At 70.6% G+C, this 17,118-nt stretch carries 14 protein-coding genes; 10 read left to right on the top strand and 4 right to left on the bottom strand.

Annotation, left to right across the window (positions count from 1 at the left end):
• The first annotated feature begins 2 nt into the window (after positions 1-2).
• The 5 genes from AC1DW8_RS13835 to AC1DW8_RS13855 all read left to right on the top strand — a co-directional run bounded on the left by AC1DW8_RS13835 (position 3) and on the right by AC1DW8_RS13855 (position 4,273).
• Positions 3-809, top strand: coding sequence for an ABC transporter ATP-binding protein (locus tag AC1DW8_RS13835; protein WP_056772988.1), 807 nt, complete (start codon positions 3-5; stop codon positions 807-809).
• Positions 785-2,356, top strand: a complete 1,572-nt coding sequence (locus tag AC1DW8_RS13840; protein ID WP_056772991.1) for a hypothetical protein — start codon at positions 785-787, stop codon at positions 2,354-2,356. The genes AC1DW8_RS13835 and AC1DW8_RS13840 overlap by 25 nt, the downstream gene beginning before the upstream one ends.
• Positions 2,357-2,481: 125 nt before the next feature.
• A complete protein-coding gene (locus AC1DW8_RS13845; RefSeq protein WP_156415467.1) occupies positions 2,482-2,655 on the top strand; it encodes a hypothetical protein in 174 nt (57 codons plus the stop codon).
• Entirely contained in the window at positions 2,652-3,344 is a 693-nt protein-coding gene (locus AC1DW8_RS13850) for a cytochrome b N-terminal domain-containing protein (RefSeq protein WP_478094705.1), read from the top strand. The genes AC1DW8_RS13845 and AC1DW8_RS13850 overlap by 4 nt, the downstream gene beginning before the upstream one ends.
• Positions 3,341-4,273: a serine/threonine-protein kinase gene (locus tag AC1DW8_RS13855; protein ID WP_478094707.1), complete on the top strand. Its 933-nt coding sequence runs from the start codon at positions 3,341-3,343 to the stop codon at positions 4,271-4,273. Before AC1DW8_RS13850 ends, AC1DW8_RS13855 begins: the two co-directional genes overlap by 4 nt.
• Before the next feature lie 80 nt (positions 4,274-4,353).
• On the opposite strand, the gene ppgK is transcribed toward AC1DW8_RS13855, so the two are convergent.
• Positions 4,354-5,112, bottom strand: a complete 759-nt coding sequence (gene ppgK, locus AC1DW8_RS13860) for a polyphosphate--glucose phosphotransferase (RefSeq protein ID WP_478094709.1) — start codon at positions 5,110-5,112, stop codon at positions 4,354-4,356.
• A 109-nt stretch (positions 5,113-5,221) separates the two neighbouring features.
• A complete protein-coding gene (gene map / locus AC1DW8_RS13865; RefSeq protein ID WP_056773000.1) occupies positions 5,222-6,097 on the bottom strand; it encodes a type I methionyl aminopeptidase in 876 nt (291 codons plus the stop codon).
• A 112-nt stretch (positions 6,098-6,209) separates the two neighbouring features.
• Between map and AC1DW8_RS13870 the strand changes: the two genes are divergently transcribed.
• Positions 6,210-6,419: a hypothetical protein gene (locus tag AC1DW8_RS13870; RefSeq protein WP_056773001.1), complete on the top strand. Its 210-nt coding sequence runs from the start codon at positions 6,210-6,212 to the stop codon at positions 6,417-6,419.
• A gap of 61 nt (positions 6,420-6,480) precedes the next feature.
• On the opposite strand, the gene panB is transcribed toward AC1DW8_RS13870, so the two are convergent.
• Positions 6,481-7,371 carry a 3-methyl-2-oxobutanoate hydroxymethyltransferase gene (gene panB, locus AC1DW8_RS13875; RefSeq protein ID WP_478094713.1) on the bottom strand — a complete coding sequence of 297 codons (891 nt, stop codon included), beginning with the start codon at positions 7,369-7,371 and terminating at the stop codon, positions 6,481-6,483.
• Between the two features lie 278 nt (positions 7,372-7,649).
• On the opposite strand from panB, the gene AC1DW8_RS13880 reads away from it, so the two are divergent.
• The 4 genes from AC1DW8_RS13880 to AC1DW8_RS13895 all read left to right on the top strand — a co-directional run bounded on the left by AC1DW8_RS13880 (position 7,650) and on the right by AC1DW8_RS13895 (position 15,832).
• Complete coding sequence (locus AC1DW8_RS13880; protein ID WP_478094715.1) at positions 7,650-9,977, top strand: immune inhibitor A domain-containing protein; 2,328 nt, start codon at positions 7,650-7,652, stop codon at positions 9,975-9,977.
• A 155-nt stretch (positions 9,978-10,132) separates the two neighbouring features.
• A complete protein-coding gene (glnA, locus tag AC1DW8_RS13885) occupies positions 10,133-11,470 on the top strand; it encodes a type I glutamate--ammonia ligase (protein WP_056758289.1) in 1,338 nt (445 codons plus the stop codon).
• 64 nt (positions 11,471-11,534) lie between these two features.
• A complete protein-coding gene (locus tag AC1DW8_RS13890; RefSeq protein WP_478094718.1) occupies positions 11,535-14,567 on the top strand; it encodes a bifunctional [glutamine synthetase] adenylyltransferase/[glutamine synthetase]-adenylyl-L-tyrosine phosphorylase in 3,033 nt (1,010 codons plus the stop codon).
• A complete protein-coding gene (locus AC1DW8_RS13895) occupies positions 14,564-15,832 on the top strand; it encodes an MFS transporter (protein WP_478094720.1) in 1,269 nt (422 codons plus the stop codon). Before AC1DW8_RS13890 ends, AC1DW8_RS13895 begins: the two co-directional genes overlap by 4 nt.
• 66 nt (positions 15,833-15,898) lie before the next feature.
• On the opposite strand, the gene AC1DW8_RS13900 is transcribed toward AC1DW8_RS13895, so the two are convergent.
• Complete coding sequence (locus AC1DW8_RS13900) at positions 15,899-16,840, bottom strand: peptidoglycan-binding domain-containing protein (RefSeq protein ID WP_478094722.1); 942 nt, start codon at positions 16,838-16,840, stop codon at positions 15,899-15,901.
• Positions 16,841-17,118: the final 278 nt, after the last annotated feature.

The following is a 17,118-nucleotide window of genomic DNA, read 5'->3' on the forward strand; positions in this document are numbered from 1 at the left end:
ACATGAGCGACGTGACCGATCTGCCTGCACCACAAGGCGATCCGACTGAGGGTCCGGCGATCGCGTTGCGGGGGCTGGGCAAGCGATTCGGCGACCTCATCGCGGTCAAGGGGATCGACCTCGACGTGCCGCGAGGCTCGTTCTTCGGGCTCGTCGGGCCCAACGGCGCCGGCAAGACGACGACGCTGTCGATGGTGACGGGACTGCTGCGCCCCGACGCCGGACAGGCGTTCGTCCTGGGTCGCGACGTCTGGGCCGACCCCGTCGCCACCAAGCGGCTGATCGGCGTGCTCCCGGACGGGCTCAAGGTCTTCGACCGGCTGACCGGGCTCCAGCTGATCACGTATGCCGGCCTGCTCCGTGGGATGCCGCGCGAGCTCGCGTCGGAGCGGGCTGCAGAGCTCGTCGCCGCGCTCGGCCTCACCGAGGCGCAGGGCAAGCTCGTCGTCGACTACTCGGCGGGCATGACGAAGAAGGTCACGCTCGCCTCGGCGCTCGTCCACGGTCCCCGCGTCCTCGTGCTCGACGAGCCGTTCGAGGCGGTGGACCCGATCTCGGCCGCGACGATCCGCCGCATCCTCGCGGGCTTCGTCGAGTCCGGCGGCACCGTCGTCCTCTCGAGCCACGTCATGGACCTCGTCGAACGCATCTGCACGCACGTCGCCGTCATCTCCGACGGGCTCGTCCTCGCCGCGGGGGAGCTCGACGACGTCCGGGGCGACCGGTCGCTGGAGGAGCGGTTCGTCGACCTCGTCGGCGGGTCCACCGAGGTGGTGGGGCTCTCGTGGTTGCGCACCTCGTCCGACTGAAGCTCACCCTGCTGCGCAACATCTTCCGGCGCAGCCGGGCCCAGGCGATCGGCGCCGTCGTCGGCATCGTCTACTTCGCCGTCCTCGTGGCCGGGCTCGCCGTGATCCTCGCCTCCTTCCGCGGGTCCCTCGACGCGGCGCGCGTCGTCATCCCGCTCGCCGGCGCCGCCGGCATCGTGCTCTGGACCGTCGTGCCGCTCTTCTCCTTCGGCTCCGACCCGACCCTCGACCCGGGTCGCTTCGCCACCTTCGCCGTCCCACACCGTGACCTGACGATCGGCCTCGTGGCCGCCGCCCTCGTCGGCCTGCCGGCGATCGCGTCGATGGTGCTGTCGGTCGGGGTGGTCGTCGCCTGGTCCCACACGCTCGCCTCGACGCTCATGGCCGTCGTCGCGACGGCGATCGGTCTGCTGACGGCGATCACGACGAGCCGATGGGTGTCCGCGGTGATGACCCAGGCGATCTCGAGCCGTCGCGGTCGTGACGTCATCGCGGTCCTCGGCCTGCTCCTGCTCGTCGTCATCGGTCCGGCGATCTCCGTCGTGGCCAACCTCGGAGCGAGCCTGCGCGACGTCGCCACGACAGCCGCCGTCGTCGTCGGCTGGTCGCCTCTCGGCTGGGCCTGGGCCGCCCCGGGTGACGTGGCGGCGGGCGACATCGGCACCGGGCTGGTGCGCCTGGCCCTGGCCGCGGGACTGCTCGTCGTCGTCTTCCTGCTGTGGTCCCGGGTGCTGCGTGACGAGGTCGACAACCCGCGCGCGGTCTCGCGCTCCGACTCGGGCACCTCGTCCGGAGACGACCTCGGCCTGCTGGCCCGGCTGCCCGGTACGCCGCTCGGCGCCGTCGCGGCGCGCGTCCTGACCTACTGGCGCCGTGACCCCCGCTACCAGATCAGCATGGCCATGACCCCCGTCGTGCCGCTCGCGCTGCTCATCCCGTTCGTCACGGGCGACGTGGCGTGGACCCCGCTGCTCATGGGCCCGCTCGTCGCGTTCCTCCTCGGCTGGAGCGAGCACAACGCCGTCGCCTACGAGTCCGACGCCCTGTGGCTGCACGTGGCGTCCGGCACGTCCGGGCGGGACGACCGTCGCGGGCGCCTCCTGCCTGACCTCCTCCTCGCCGCCGTCCTCGTCCCCGTCTACGTCGTCGTCGGGGTCGCGGTCGCCGACCGCTGGGACCTGCTCCCGACTGCGCTCGGACTCTCCGTGTCCCTGCTCGGAGCGGGGTATGCCGTCTCGAGCGTCATGAGCGTCGTGCTGCCCTACCCCGTGGCGGAGTCGGGCGAGAGCCCCTTCAACGCGCCGCCGGGGGCTGCCGGGATCACCATCGCCGCGCAGTCGATGGCGAGTCTCGGCACGCTGCTGCTCGCCTCGCCGACGATCCTGCTCGCCTGGTGGGCCTGGCAGGGTTCCGTCGCCGCCGGCTGGGGGGCGGGCATCGTCGGGGTGCTGCTCGGCATCGTCGTCGGGATCGTCGGGGTGGGCGTCGGCGCCCGGCTCTACGAGCAGCGGGCGCCCGAGCTGCTCTCGGCACTGCGGCGTTCGTAGGCCCCGGGGGCGCCGAAGATCACATTCGGGCGCCGGTGCAGGCCGCGCAGATCTACTCTTACGGTGTGTAGTAGATCTGCGCCGGGCAGGAGGACTCACAGCTTCGCACTCCCCGGAGGCCAGAGATGATCACCCAGTTCCTCGCCGCGTCACAGCCGGTTCCTGCAGGTCCTGTCGTCCAGTGGGGATGGCTGACGATCACGGTCGCCAACCTCTTGGTCATCCTGCTCATGGTCGTCGTCTTCGTGCTCGCCCTCCTGCTGCCCTTCCCTGCTCCCCGTGAGGACGAGGACCAGTGAGCGGGCCCTCGACGTCCCTGCGGTCCGAACCGGCCGAGCCGCAGACGCGCCACGCCCACGACACGTGGACGGCCGCCCTCACCCGTTGGGTCGAGGGCCTCGTGCCTCGCGGGCAGTGGCTGCCCGACCGGCAGCCCGTCTACGTCGCCTCGTGGATCTACGTCTTCGGCGTCGCCTGCCTCGCCAGCCTCGTCGTCATCATCGTGTCGGGCCTGGTCCTGTCCCTCGGCGGGGTGGCCTGGTGGCACGTGAGCACGCTCGGACACTTCGTCAACTCCGTGCACCTCTGGAGCGTCGAGCTCTTCTTCGCCACCATGGTCATCCACCTGTGGGGCAAGTTCTTCATGGCGTCGTGGCGCGGCAACCGCGGACTGACTTGGGCGACAGGCGCGCTCGCCTTCTTCGGGTCGCTGGGGACGGCCTTCACCGGCTACCTCATCCAGACGAACTTCGACGCACAGTGGATCTCGACCCAGGCCAAGGACGGGCTCAACGCCGCGGGGGTCGGGGCCTGGTTCAACGTCATGGACCTCGGCCAGATGATGCTGTGGCACGTCTCGCTGCTCCCGCTCGTCGTCGGGGCGATCGTCGTCGTGCACATCGTCCTCGTGCGCCGACGCGGTGTCGCGCCACCCATCGGAGCCACCGAGCCGGCACCTCCTGTCTCGCGCACCGAGGTGGAGTCATGAGGCGCGGGACGGGCGGGTGGGGGCCCACGCCCGACTCGCACGCCTTCCCGACGCGCCGCTACGACCTCGTCAAGGAGTTCGTCATCGCGCTCGGTGTGGTCTCGGTGCTGTCCGTCGTCGCCGCCCTCGTCTTCTCGTCTCCCGACGAGCCCGCGATCTCCTTGCAGCAGTGGGCGCGTCAGGCGCCGGCGGACGTCGTCGCCACCGCTACGGGAGAGCTCGCCGGTACGACGACCAGCGCCGGCTACGGCCCGCCCTACAACACCGCCGGCGAGGGGCAGAGCCTCGGCCCGGTCAACCTCCAGACGCTGCCCGGGGTCACCGTCCCCGTCGACTCCGCGAAGGACCTCGTCCTCGACCCCGTCCGCAGCCTCACGTCGGACCCGGCCGTCGTCGCGGCGGTCCACGCCTGGGACGCGGCGTCGGCCGACCGGCAGCAGGCGTGGTCCGCGGCCTACGCCGACGCCCTGGCGGCCGCGCCGGACGGAGACCCGGCCAAGGTCGCGAGCGGTGACTACGGACCGGTCCCGATCATCGCGGCAGCCGAGCTGCGCCTGGCCGACGGCGGCGCGCTCGAGGGTCTGCTGACCTCGCGCACGACCTTCTTCGGTGTCGACAGCACGCGGGCGCTGCTGCTGCTCGCAGACGGGACGCACCTCGAGGACGCGGCCCGCGCCCAGAACCTCGGGGGCGACCAGTGGGGGATCATGAACGAGACCGGCAACTACCCGGGTCAGCCGTGGCTCTGGCTGTACTCGCTGTGGTACCAGGTCCCGCCGTTCTCGACGTCGGAGAACGCCGACATCGCCGTCTGGTCCCTCATGATCCTGCTGAGCATCGGCTTCATCTGCATCCCCTGGATCCCCGGTCTGCGCACGCTGCCGCGGCACCTCGGGGTGCACCGGCTCGTGTGGCGGACCCGACGCTGACGCGGGACGGCGGGAGGGGCTGCCCGGCGGTCGCCGGGCAGCCCTTCCCGCTGCTCGGACGGGTGCGCTCGGACCGGTGGTCAGGCGAGGTCGGCGGCGAGGTGCGCGGCGCCGATGATGCCGGCCTGGTTGCGCAGCTGGGCCGGGACGATCGGGCAGCGCAGCTTGAGCTCGGGCAGGAAGTCGTCGCTGTCCTTGGAGATGCCGCCACCGACGATGATGAGGTCGGGGGAGAAGAGCTTCTCGATGGTGTCGTAGTAGGTCTGGAGGCGTTCGGAGTACTCGTCCCAGGACAGGCCCTCGGCGTCCTTGACGGATGACGCGGCCCGGTCCTCGGCGTCGTAGCCGTCGATCTCGAGGTGGCCCAGCTCGGAGTTCGGCACGAGCCGCCCGTCGTGGATCAGCGCGGTGCCGATGCCGGTGCCGAGTGTCGTGAGGATGACGAGGCCCTGCACGCCCTTGGCGGCGCCGTAGTACATCTCGGCGAGACCGGCGGCGTCGGCGTCGTTGAGGACGGTGACGGCGCGACCCGTGTGCTCCTTGATGAGAGCCTCGGCGTCGGTGTTGATCCACGAGGGGTCGATGTTTGCCGCCGAGAGCACGGTGCCGCGGATGACGACCGCCGGAACGGTCACGCCGATGGGGGAGTCGCCCGTCACGTCGGCGAAGTGGTCGACGATCTGGTCGACGACCTCGGCCACGGCGTCTGGCGTGGCCGGCTTGGGCGTCAGGATCTTCAGCCGCTTGCCGGCCAGATCGCCGGCCTTCAGGTCGACGGGGGCGCCCTTGATGCCGCTGCCGCCGATGTCGATGCCGAGGGGCTTGCCGTGCTTGGCCATGGTCCGTACTTCCTTGTCGAGGACGTGGTCGTGGGGTGTCAGCTGGTGATGCGGGGTGACGAGGTGGTGCCGCTGCGGCGAAGAGGACGACGTGGGTGGCCGCCCCCGCTCAGGGGGCGTCCGCGGGGAGGGTGAGGATCTCGTGTCCGTCGTCGGTGATGAGGATCGTGTGCTCGAACTGGGCCGAGCGCCTGCGGTCACGGGTGACGACGGTCCACCGGTCGTCCCACATGTCCCACTCGGGGGTCCCGAGGTTGAGCATCGGCTCGATGGTGAAGGTCATGCCGGGCTCGATGACGGTCTCGTAGTGGGGAGCGGCGTCGTAGTGCGGCACGATGAGGCCGGAGTGGAACTCGAGCCCGATGCCGTGTCCGGTGAAGTCGCGCACGACGCCGTAGCCGAAGCGCTTCGCGTAGCTCTCGATAACGCGGCCGATGACGTTGATCTCGCGACCCGGGCGGGCGGCCCGGATGCCGCGCATCATCGCCTCGTGCGTGCGCTCGACGAGCAGCCGCGACTCCTCGTCGACGTCGCCGACGAGGTAGGTGGCGTCGGTGTCGCCGTGCACGCCGTGGATGTAGGCCGTGACATCGATGTTGACGATGTCGCCGTCCTCGAGCGGCCGCGCGTCGGGGATGCCGTGGCAGATGACCTCGTTGACGCTCGTGCACACGGACTTCGGGAAGCCCTTGTAGCCGAGGGGCGAGGGGTAGGCGCCGTGGTCGAGCATGTACTCGTGGGCGACCGCGTCGAGCTCGTCGGTCGTGACACCGGGCGCGATGGCCTTCGAGGCCTGGACCATGGCCGTGGCCGCGATCCGCGACGCGATGCGCATCTTCTCCACGGTCTCGGCGTCCTTGATGCGCAGGTCGCCGTCCTCGCGCGGGTTGGGCACGTCGACGTAGTGCGGCCGCTCGATCGAGGCGGGCACCGGTCGTCGCGGACTGAGGGGGTGTGCTGACACCCGCGGCTGGAGCAACGGCATACGGTGGAGTCTAGGTCGTCAGCGGGTGCCGTCCGCGAGGGGCGTTCACGAGGCGGACCCGCTCGAGCCGGATGACAAGTCGGAAGAGTCCGAAGAGAGAAGGAGTGCGCACGTGAGCTTCTGGTACAACGTCGACACGGGTCGGGTCGAGACCGACGAGAACCGCAGCCGGGGTGAGCAGGTGCTCGGCCCGTACGCCACCGAGGCGGAGGCCCAGGCGGCCCTCGACACCGCCCACAAGAAGACCGAGCAGTGGGACTCCGAGGACCGCGACTGGAACCAGCGCGGCGGCTCGTCCGCGGCCGGCGACAGCGACGCCTGACCTCTGGCAACCCCCAAGCAGTGCCCCGCCCGACCGGTAAGACCGGTCGGGCGGCGGCGTCTCAGGACTCGAAGGAGTGCTCGGCGTCGGGGAAGGCACCCGACTCGACGTCGGCGGCATACGCCCGGGCGGCGTCGAGCAGCGTGCCGCGCAGGTCGGCGTACTTCTTGACGAAGCGCGGGGCCTTGCCACTGCGCAGGCCCGCGAAGTCGCTCCACACGAGCACCTGGGCGTCGGTGCCGCTGCCGGCGCCGATGCCGATGGTCGGGATGCTCAGGACCTCGGTGACCCGCGCCGCGACGGGCGCCGGGACCATCTCGAGGACGACGGCGAAGGCGCCGGCGTCCTGCAGCGCTCGGGCCTCGTCGACGAGCGCGTCGGCGGCGTCGCCGCGACCCTGCACGCGGTAGCCGCCGAGCTGGTGCTCGCTCTGCGGCGTGAAGCCGACGTGCGCCATGACGGGGATGCCGGCGTCGGTGAGGGTCTTGACGAGCGGGACCATGGCCGTGCCGCCCTCGAGCTTGACGGCGTGGGCGAGCCCTTCCTTCATGAGCCGCACGGCACTCGCGAAGCCCTGCTCGACCGACCCGCCGTAGGAGCCGAACGGCAGGTCGGCGACGACGAGCGCGCGGCGGGCGGCCGTCGACACGGCGCGGACGAGCGGGATCATCTCGTCGAGCGTCACGGGCACGGTCGTCTCGTAGCCGTAGACGTTGTTGCCCGCCGAGTCGCCGACGAGCAGCACGGGGATCCCTGCCTCGTCGAAGATCTGGGCGGCATACATGTCGTATGCCGTGAGCATCGCCCAGCGGCGTCCCTCCGCCTTGAGGGCGTGCAGGTGGGGGATGCGCACCTTCCGTGGGGACGGCGCGGTGCTCGCGGCCGCGGGGGCGTCCTGGGCCCGGCTCCCGGATCCGTAGGGACTCTGCTCCTCGGGGGCGTCAGTGCTCATGGCCGGAGCATATCGGCGCCTCGAGGGATCGCCCCGGTGGTCGATGGCGGGCTTCGCGGATGCCTCTGTGACAGATGGGCTTCTCTATCCGAGACCGGGGTGGTCTGGGAAGGGTGGACGCCCGTCTCTTTACGAAGATTTTACGTTCTTTGCGATGAACTGCCTTGCAGCACAAGTTTTTTCGATTCCTCTGGCACAGAGCGCCACATTGTCTGTGTTCTGTGTTCTTATACGCGAGGTGCCGGATTTGCGGTGCCTTGTGACCAGGAGGACAGATCGTGAACAAGCGCCATTGGAGTGCTGTCTCGGGATTGGCCGTGGGGGCGCTCGTCGTCACCGGGCTCGCCCCGATGCAGGCTCAGGCCACACCCGTCGCCAAGGCCCCGGTGAGCGGAGACCCCGCAGCCGCCCAGGCGTCGCAGCCCGACAACCTGCCCAACCCCCTTGCCGACGCCCAGGCGGCCGAGCGCAAGGACGCCGTCGCCAAGCTCCTCAAGGGCGAGGCCACGACCAAGACCATCAACGGCAACCGTGTCATCGAGGTCAAGAGCAAGGGCAAGGGCAAGGACGGCAAGCCGGCCAAGTCCAAGTACGTCAACTACCCCGTGAACCGTGAGGAGGACATCTTCACGATCCTCACGGACTTCGGCACGCAGACGAAGTCGCCGTTCAACACGACCCCCGGACCGGTGCACAACCAGATCGCCGCGCCCGACCGCACGTGGGACGGCAACGCGACCGACGACAACTCGACGTACTGGGTCAAGGACTTCAACCGCGACCACTACCTCGAGATGATGTTCGGCACGGGTGAGTCGTTCAAGGACTTCTACCTCAAGCAGTCCAACGGCCGCTTCCTGGCCAAGGGTGACGTCTCCGACTGGGTGACCGTCCCCTACAACGAGGCCCGCTACGGCGCCAAGAACGACGCCGACGGCTACTGGAACTACGTCAGGGACACCGCGACGGCCTGGTACAACGCCCAGAAGGCGGCCGGCAAGAGCGACGCCGACATCAAGACGTACCTCGCGCAGTTCGACAAGGTCGACCGCTACGACTACGACGGCGACGGCAACTTCAACGAGCCCGACGGCTACATCGACCACTTCCAGGCGATCCACGCCGGCGAGGGCGAGGAGGCCGGCGGCGGTGCCCAGGGCACCAACGCCATCTGGTCGCACCGCTGGTACGCGTTCTCCAACCAGGCCGGCGTCACGGGCCCGTCGTTCAACAAGCTCGGCGGCGTGGCGCTCGGCACCTCCGGCATGTGGATCGGCGACTACACGACCGAGCCCGAGAACGGCGGCCTCGGCGTGTTCTCGCACGAGTTCGGCCACGACCTCGGTCTGCCCGACCTCTACGACACCAACGGCGGCGACAACAGCACCGCCTTCTGGACGCTCATGAGCGGTGGCTCGTGGCTCAACCGCGGCGGCGACTCGATCGGCACGACGCCCGGCTACATGGGTCCGTGGGAGAAGCTCCAGCTCGGCTGGCTCGACTACACCACCGTCCCCTTCGGTGAGGACACCTCGGTCAAGCTGAGCCAGGCCGACCTCGCCACGAAGAGTGGTTCGGTCCAGGCCCTCGTGGTCCCGCTCCCCGAGCGCACGGTGACCTCCGACCGCAACACGCCGCACTCCGGCAAGGCGGAGTGGTGGAGCGGCTTCGGTGACAACCTCAACTCGACCCTCACTCGCACGGTCGACCTGACCGGTGCCAAGACCTCGGCCTCGATCAGCGCCTGGGTCCAGGGCAACCTCGAGAAGGACTACGACTACCTCTACGGCGAGGTCTCGACCGACAACGGCGCCACCTGGACGCAGGTCGGCACGCCCGTCAACGGCGTCTTCGGCTGGGCGCAGAAGTCGTTCGACCTCTCGGCCTACAAGGGCCAGAGCGTCCAGTTCCGCTTCCGCGTCGCCACCGACGGTGGTGTCTCGAGCGAGGCCTTCGTCGACGACGTCGCCGTCACGACCGACGGTGTCGCCGGCACGGTCGACGACGTCGAGTCGGGCGCCGGTGCCTGGGTCGCCAAGGGTGGGTTCTCCATCATCGACGGCACCACCTCGAAGCAGGTCCAGGACTTCTACCTCGCCGAGAACCGCGTCTACAGCGGCTACGACGCGACGCTGAAGACCGGCCCGTACAACTTCGGCTGGGGCAACAGCAAGCCCGACTGGGTCGAGCGCTTCCCGTACCAGAACGGCATGCTCGTCTGGTTCGCCAACGGTGAGTACGGCGACAACAACACGATCGACCACCCCGGTGGCGGTGAGGTGCTGCCGGTCGACGCCCGTCCGGCGCCGGTCATGCTCAACAACGCCAACGGCACCACGACGATGATGGGCAACCGTCGCCAGCCGTTCGACGCCACCTTCGGGCAGGAGGCCACCGACGCGGTGACCTTCCACCGCAACGGTGTCGCGACGACGGTCCCGTCGTCGCCGGCGATGCCGACGTTCGACGACTCGGACGTCAACCGCTACTGGTCCTCTGCGAACCCGCTCGGCTCCACCAAGGTGGCCGGCTCGGGCACGACGATGACCGTGACGAAGACGCGTGACGGCGGCAACGAGCTGCAGGTCAAGGTCGCCTTCAAGTGACTCCTCCGATGACCGCGAGGTCATGAGTCCGAAGGGCCCCCGGGACACGTCCCGGGGGCCCTTCGCGTGCCCGCCCGGCGGCATACGACAGGGCTCTCGTCCCAAAGATCGTGTGTCGCAACATCCGTGAAACAGCCATGCGGCAGGATCGACACATGAACCGTCAGGAAGAGTTCGTGCTGCGCACGATCGAAGAGCGAGACATCCGGTTCGTCCGTCTGTGGTTCACGGACGTCCTCGGCACCCTGAAGTCGGTGGCGGTCGCGCCGGCCGAGCTCGAGGGGGCCTTCGCGGAGGGCATCGGCTTCGACGGTTCGGCGATCGAGGGATTCGCTCGCGTCTACGAGGCCGACATGCTGGCCAAGCCCGACCCCTCGACCTTCCAGATCCTGCCGTGGCGCGGTGACCCGCCCGGCACGGCACGCATGTTCTGCGACCTCCAGCTGCCCGACGGCACGCCGAGCTTCGCCGACCCGCGGCACGTGCTCCAGCGGGCCCTCGGCAAGGCCGCGGACCTCGGCTTCACCTTCTACACCCACCCCGAGATCGAGTTCTTCCTCCTCGAGCAGGGACGTGGCCCCGACGGCCGGCCCGTCCCCGTCGACGATGCCGGCTACTTCGACCACGTGCCCCACGGCACCGGGCACGACTTCCGCCGCGCCGCCATCACGATGCTCGAGAACATGGGCATCTCGGTCGAGTTCAGCCACCACGAGGGTGCCCCCGGTCAGAACGAGATCGACCTGCGCTACGCCGACGCCCTGAGCACCGCCGACAACATCCAGACCTTCCGGACGGTCGTCAAGGAGGTCGCCCTGACGCAGGGGATCTACGCGACCTTCATGCCCAAGCCGTTCTCCGAGCACCCCGGGTCCGGGATGCACACGCACCTCTCGCTCTTCGAGGGCGACTCCAACGCCTTCTTCGAAGCCGGCGCGCCCTACCAGCTGAGCAAGGTCGGTCGGCAGTTCATCGCGGGCCTGCTGCGCCACGGCGCCGAGATCGCCGCCGTGACGAACCAGTGGGTCAACTCCTACAAGCGTCTCTGGGGCGGGGGAGAAGCCCCGGCCCACCTCACGTGGGGCCACAACAACCGGTCGGCGCTCGTCCGTGTACCGATGCACAAGCCCAACAAGGGACAGTCGACGCGCGTCGAGGTCCGCTCGCTCGACGCGGCCTGCAACCCCTACCTCGCCTTCGCCGTCCTGCTCGGCGCCGGCCTCAAGGGCATCGAGGAGGGCTACGAGCTGCCTCCTGAGACCGAGGACGACGTCTGGAGCCTCACGGACTCCGAGCGCCGGGCCATGGGCATCAAGCCGCTCCCGTCCTCGCTCGGCCGCGCGCTCGAGGTCATGGAGGAGAGCGAGCTCGTCGCCGACGTCCTCGGCGAGCACGTCTTCGACTTCTTCCTGCGCAACAAGCGCCAGGAGTGGCTCGACTACCGTCACGAGGTCAGCCGCTTCGAGCTCGACCGCTACCTGCCGCGGCTCTGACCGGACCCGACCCTCCCGGACCCGACCCTCCCGGGGCCGACGACCACCGAGCGATTCGACACCGATGTCATCACGCACCAGCACGACCGAGGGGGCCCTGGCCAGGCTCGGGTTCGCCGACCCCGACCGCGCGGTCGGGCTCATCGACGACCGCGCGCTGCTGCCGATCCGCGCGGCTGTCGAGGACGGCCAGCTCGACCCCCTGGCCGCCGTCATGGGCGACACCGCCGACCCCGACCAGTGCCTGCTCGGGCTGGTGCGGGTCGCGGAGTCCCTCGCCCGTCTCGGGGACCCGCCCGACTGGGGCATCTCCGCTCTCGCGGCCGAGCTCGCGGCCCCGGGCGTCGGGCGCGAGCGCGTCCTCGGGGTGCTCGGTGCCTCGACGGCGCTCGTCGACGAGCTGGTCCGGCACCCCGAGCACTGGGTCGACGCCGCGCGTGCCGAGCGACGCCCGGGTGAGCAGGTGCGCAGCGACCTCGTGCGCGCGGTGACCGACGAGCGGGGGGAGCACACGCCGCTCGACGCCCTGCGCATCGCGTACCGCCGGGGGCTGTTGCGGATCGCCGCCCTCGACGTCACGTCCGCCGACCCGCTCGCCGAGATGCCCGCCGTGGGCGAGGCCCTCGCGGAGCTGGCCGAGGCGGCCCTCGAGGCCGCCCTCGTCATCGCGCGGGAGGAGTACGGCGAGGGCCATGAGGTATGCCGTCTCGCTGTCATCGGGATGGGCAAGACGGGCGGCGGCGAGCTCAACTACGTCAGCGACGTCGACGTCATCTTCGTCGCCGAGCCGGCCGAGGGCGCCGACGAGGACCTCGCGCTGCGAGTCGGCACGGCGCTGGCGACGGCCGTCATGCGCGCGTGCTCGACCCCCACACCCGAGGGCAGCCTGTGGCCCGTCGACGCTGCGTTGCGCCCCGAGGGCAAGCAGGGGCCGCTCGTGCGGACCATCAGCAGCCACAAGGCGTACTACGAGCGCTGGGCCAAGACGTGGGAGTTCCAGGCTCTGCTCAAGGCCTGGGTCTCGGCGGGGGACAAGGAGATCGGGCTGCGCTACAAGGCGGAGATCTCACCGATGGTCTGGGAGGCGGCCGGGCGGGACAAGTTCGTCGAGGACGTCCAGGCGATGCGCCGCCGGGTCGAGCAGCACGTGCCCGCCAACGAGGCGGCGCGCCAGCTCAAGCTCGGGCCGGGGGGCCTGCGCGACGTCGAGTTCAGCGTCCAGCTGCTCCAGCTCGTGCACGGCCGCACCGACCCGAGCCTGCGGTCCGCGACGACGCTCGAGGCGCTGGCGGCGCTGGCCCGCGGCGGCTACGTCGGCCGCGACGACGCCGCCATCCTCGACCGGGCCTACCGTCACCTGCGCTGCCTCGAGCACCGCATCCAGCTGCACCGCCTCCGGCGCACGCACCTCATGCCGGTGACTGAGCCCGACCTGCGCCGGCTGGGTCGTGCGATGGGACACCGGACGCACCCGGAGCGGGCCGTCGTGGCCGACCGTCAGTCCTCGGCCCGCGAGGTGCGTCGGCTCCACGAGCGCCTCTTCTACCGGCCGCTGCTCGCGGCCGCCGCGAAGCTCAGCCCGACCGAGGCACGTCTCAGCCCCGAGGCGGCCCGTCAACGCCTCCTCGCCCTCGGCTTCCGCGACCCGGCAGGCGCCCTGCGCCACATCGAGGCGCTGACGACGGGCGTCAGCCGTCGCGCCGCGATCCAGCGCACCCTGCTCCCGGTCATGCTCGGCTGGTTCGCCGACGAGGCCGACCCCGACGCCGGGCTCCTGTCCTTCCGCCGGGTCTCCGACGAGCTCGGCTCGACCCACTGGTACCTCAAGATGCTCCGCGACGAGGGCCGCGCCGCCGACCGCCTCGCCCACTGCCTGGCGCGCAGCCGGTATGCCGCGGACCTGCTCGTCCGCTCGCCCGAGAGCGTCTCGATCCTCGGGGACGACAACGGCCTGACGCCGCGCACGCGCGAGGCGATCACGGCGACGATGCAGTCCGCGGCCGGACGGCGCGACTCGGCCGCCGACGCGGTGGCCGCGGTGCGCGCCATCCGCCGCCACGAGCTGCTCCGCATCGTCATGGGTGACCTCGTCGGCGTCATCGACCTTCCCGGGGTCGGGGCGGCCCTGACCGACCTCAGCGGTTCGACGATCCAGGTCGCCCTCGAGGCGGCCATCCGTGAGGTCGAGCGGCGCGAGGGTGAGCCCGTCGGCGGCGACATCCTCGTCGTGGCGATGGGCAGTCTCGGTGGGCGGGAGCTCGGCTACGCCAGCGACGCCGACGTCATGTTCGTGCACCAGCCGCACCCTGGGTCGTCGGAGAAGGAGGTCCAGGCTCGCGCGACGATGGTCGTGCAGGAGCTGCGCAAGCTCCTCTCCGGCTCGGGTCCCGACCCGGGCCTCGGGCTCGACGCCGACCTGCGCCCCGAGGGCAAGGGCGGACCGCTCGTGCGCAGCGTCGACTCGTTCCGCACGTACTACGAGCGCTGGGCGCTCACGTGGGAGTTCCAGGCGCTGCTGCGGGCCACCCCGATCGCCGGCCCGTCGGCCCTCGCCGACGCCTTCCTCGAGCTCATCGACCCGCTGCGCTGGCCCGAGGGCGGCATCAGCGACAGCCAGGTGCGTGACATCCGGACCCTCAAGGCGAGGGTCGAGAGCGAACGCCTCCCGCGCGGAGCCGACCCGCGCACCCACATCAAGCTGGGCCGTGGTGGACTCACCGACGTCGAGTGGGTCGTCCAGCTGCACCAGCTCGAACACGCCCACGCGCACCCGGCGCTGCGGGTCACTGGCACCATGGCGGGGCTGGCGGCGCTCGAGTCCGAGGGGCTCGTCGCGACCGACGACGTCAAGGCGCTGCGCGAGGCCTGGCGTCTCGGTGCGCTGATGCGCAACGCGGGCGTCCTGTGGCGGGGGAGACCCATCGACAGCGTCCCGTCGGACCTGCGTGACCTCGACGGGATCGGCCGGATCATGGGTCGGTCCGCGGGCGAGGGAGCGGCGCTGGCCGAGCTGTGGCGCCGCGTCGCGCGACGCTCCAGGCACGCCACTGATTTCAACTTTTACGACACCCCACCTCGGGGTAGCGTCGTCACGTGAATCCGAGCCAGGGGCAGGGCGAGAGCGCGCCGACGTACGCCGCCGTCCTCCGCGTTCCGCGGTACCTGCCGGTGTTCCTGGCCAACGCCCTGTCGATGTGGGGCGACTACATCGCGCGCGTCACCATCGCTGCCGTCGTCTACGAGCGCACCCGGTCACCGCTCGCGACCGCCACGACGCTCGCCGTCAGCCTCGTGCCCACCTTCTTCGGGCGCAGCCTCATCGGACCGGTCGTCGACCGGTTCCCCTACAAGTGGGTCCTCATCTGGTCGCACCTGCTGCGGGCCGCCTGCGTGCTGGGCCTCATGTGGCTCGTCCTCCAGGGGTCGAGCCTCTGGCTCATGTTCCTCGTGCTGTTCGGGCTCGAGCTCATCGGCGGGGCGTCGACCGCCTCGTACATGGTGCTCGTGACCGACCTCTTCGACGACCGCCATCTCTACGCGCGGGCCGTGGGGTTGGGGGCGATGTCCGAGCAGTTCAACCAGGCGATCGGCCTGGCCGTCGGCGGCGGGCTCATCGTGCTGGTCGGTCCCGAGACAGGGCTGCTCTTCGACCTGCTGACGTTCGTCGTCGCGGCACTGGTGACCCTCTTCGTCGTCGAGCTGCGGCCCGTGTCGGGCGAGCGGGGCCGTGGTCTGCGTGGCTTCACGCGCGACCTGACGACCGCCGCGGGCGACCTGGCCAGGCACCCGGTCCTCGCACGACTCGTGACGCTGAGCGCCGTCGCGTGCCTCGGCATCGTCGCGCCCGAGGCGCTGGCCCTGCCGATCGCCGGCCAGAACGGCTGGGGCGGTGTGCTGATGGCCTCCCCGATCGTGGGGGCCGTCGTCGGCATCATCCTCATCGGGCGGCGCGACGTGCACCAGCAGAACCGGTCCATCGTGCCGCTGGCCCTCGCGATGCCGATCCCGCTCCTGCTGATCGCCGTCGAGCCACCGATCTGGCTCGTCGCGGCGCTGTTCTTCGTGTCCGGGATGATGCAGGCCTTCATGGTGCCCCTGCAGGCGACGTTCGCCCTCGTGACCGAGCCGGCCCTGCGGGGTCGCATCTTCAGCCTGGCCGGGTCGGTCTCGATCGCGGCCGCGGGCCTGTCCTACCTCGCGGCCGGCTGGGTCGGCCAGCACTCGAGCGCCTACCTCGCCGTCACCATCTGTGCCGGCGTGTGTCTGGCCCTCGTCTCCCTCATCGCCGCGACGTGGCCCCACAGCCGGGTCCGCTCGGCCGTCGACTCCGCCTACGCGACGACGTCCTCCCGCGCCGCCTGAGCGACGCGGGAGGACGTCGGCACCGGAGCGGGTCCGGCGAGCTGCCCGCAAACGCGGGCCATCGCGTCAGCGCATGCCGTTGGCGGCGAGCAGGGCCCGCCACGTCGACGGGTAGGCGATGCCCGTGGCCCCGAGTCCGTGCGTGGTCTGCCACGTCTTGAGGCGGCTCGTCGTCACGGAGGCGAAGGTGCCGGTCGCCGGTGACACGCCGATGGCGTTCTGCAGCGTGGTCACGGCAGGTCCCGACATGCCGGGACGCAGGACCATGCCCGAGCGCGGGACGAGCTGTCTGAGCAGGGTGCTCGCTCCGACCGGAGCCTTGACGACGGGGTAGCTGGTGCAGCGCTTCGGGTTGGGGGCTGCCTGCCCCTCCGACCAGTTGAGGTCGGCAGGGCGGCAGGGGCCCCAGTCGACCGGGGCGACCGTCTTGGTCCAGAAGGAGGTCCGACCGTTCGCGCCCTCCCACGAGAGGCTGAGGTGGATGTGGTTGCGGTGACAGGCGGTGTCGTACGCCGAGGAGGGCGTGTCGGCGCAGGTGCTGTACGGGCGCCATCCCTCCGCCGGGCGGTACGAGCTCCACATCTTGTCGTTCCAGATGATGTACATGACGCCCAGGCGTCGCGCGTTGGCGTAGCGGTTGCCGGACTTGTCGTAGGCGAGCAGCCACGTCAGCACGGCACTGGCCTCGGCGCGCTCGGTGGCGTTGCGCACGTTGAAGAAGGTGTCGATGGCGCGTCCGTCGAAGTGTTCCGAGGAGGGCGTCGTCGCCGACGTGCAGGTGCGCGAGAGGCCGTACGTGTTGCCGTAGGTCGCCTGGATCAGCTTGGCGAGCTTCGCGGAGCCGGTCCGGGTGCGCAGGTCGCAGCCGGTCGGGGGGACATAGGGCGACAGGCCCTCGATCGCGACCGGGAGGCCGGTCGGGGTCGGGGGCACCGCGACGGCGCCGCCGCCGGCCGTGGCCGACGGGGCCACGGTGGACACGATGGCGAGCGACGCGACGGCTGCCATGAGCAGACCGAGCGCTCGCGGGCGTCGAGGAAGGACGGGGTGTTTCATGGTGGGTCTCCGAGACGGGGATCGGTGGGATCCACCCGGGCCGAGGCAGGGTGGCAGGGCGCGAGGGGTGTGGGGTTGTGATCCCGTGCGCGTGGAGAGAGGCCGTCAGGGAACCTGCGAACGCGGGTGTGACAATTTAACCCATTTGTCCGATTACTACCGAGTCAACGCGAAAAGTCGCTGACGCGACACGCCGTGTCGATCACGAGACGTACGCCCGTCTTGCGATA

Source organism: Terrabacter sp. P2_E3 (genome assembly GCF_056403915.1).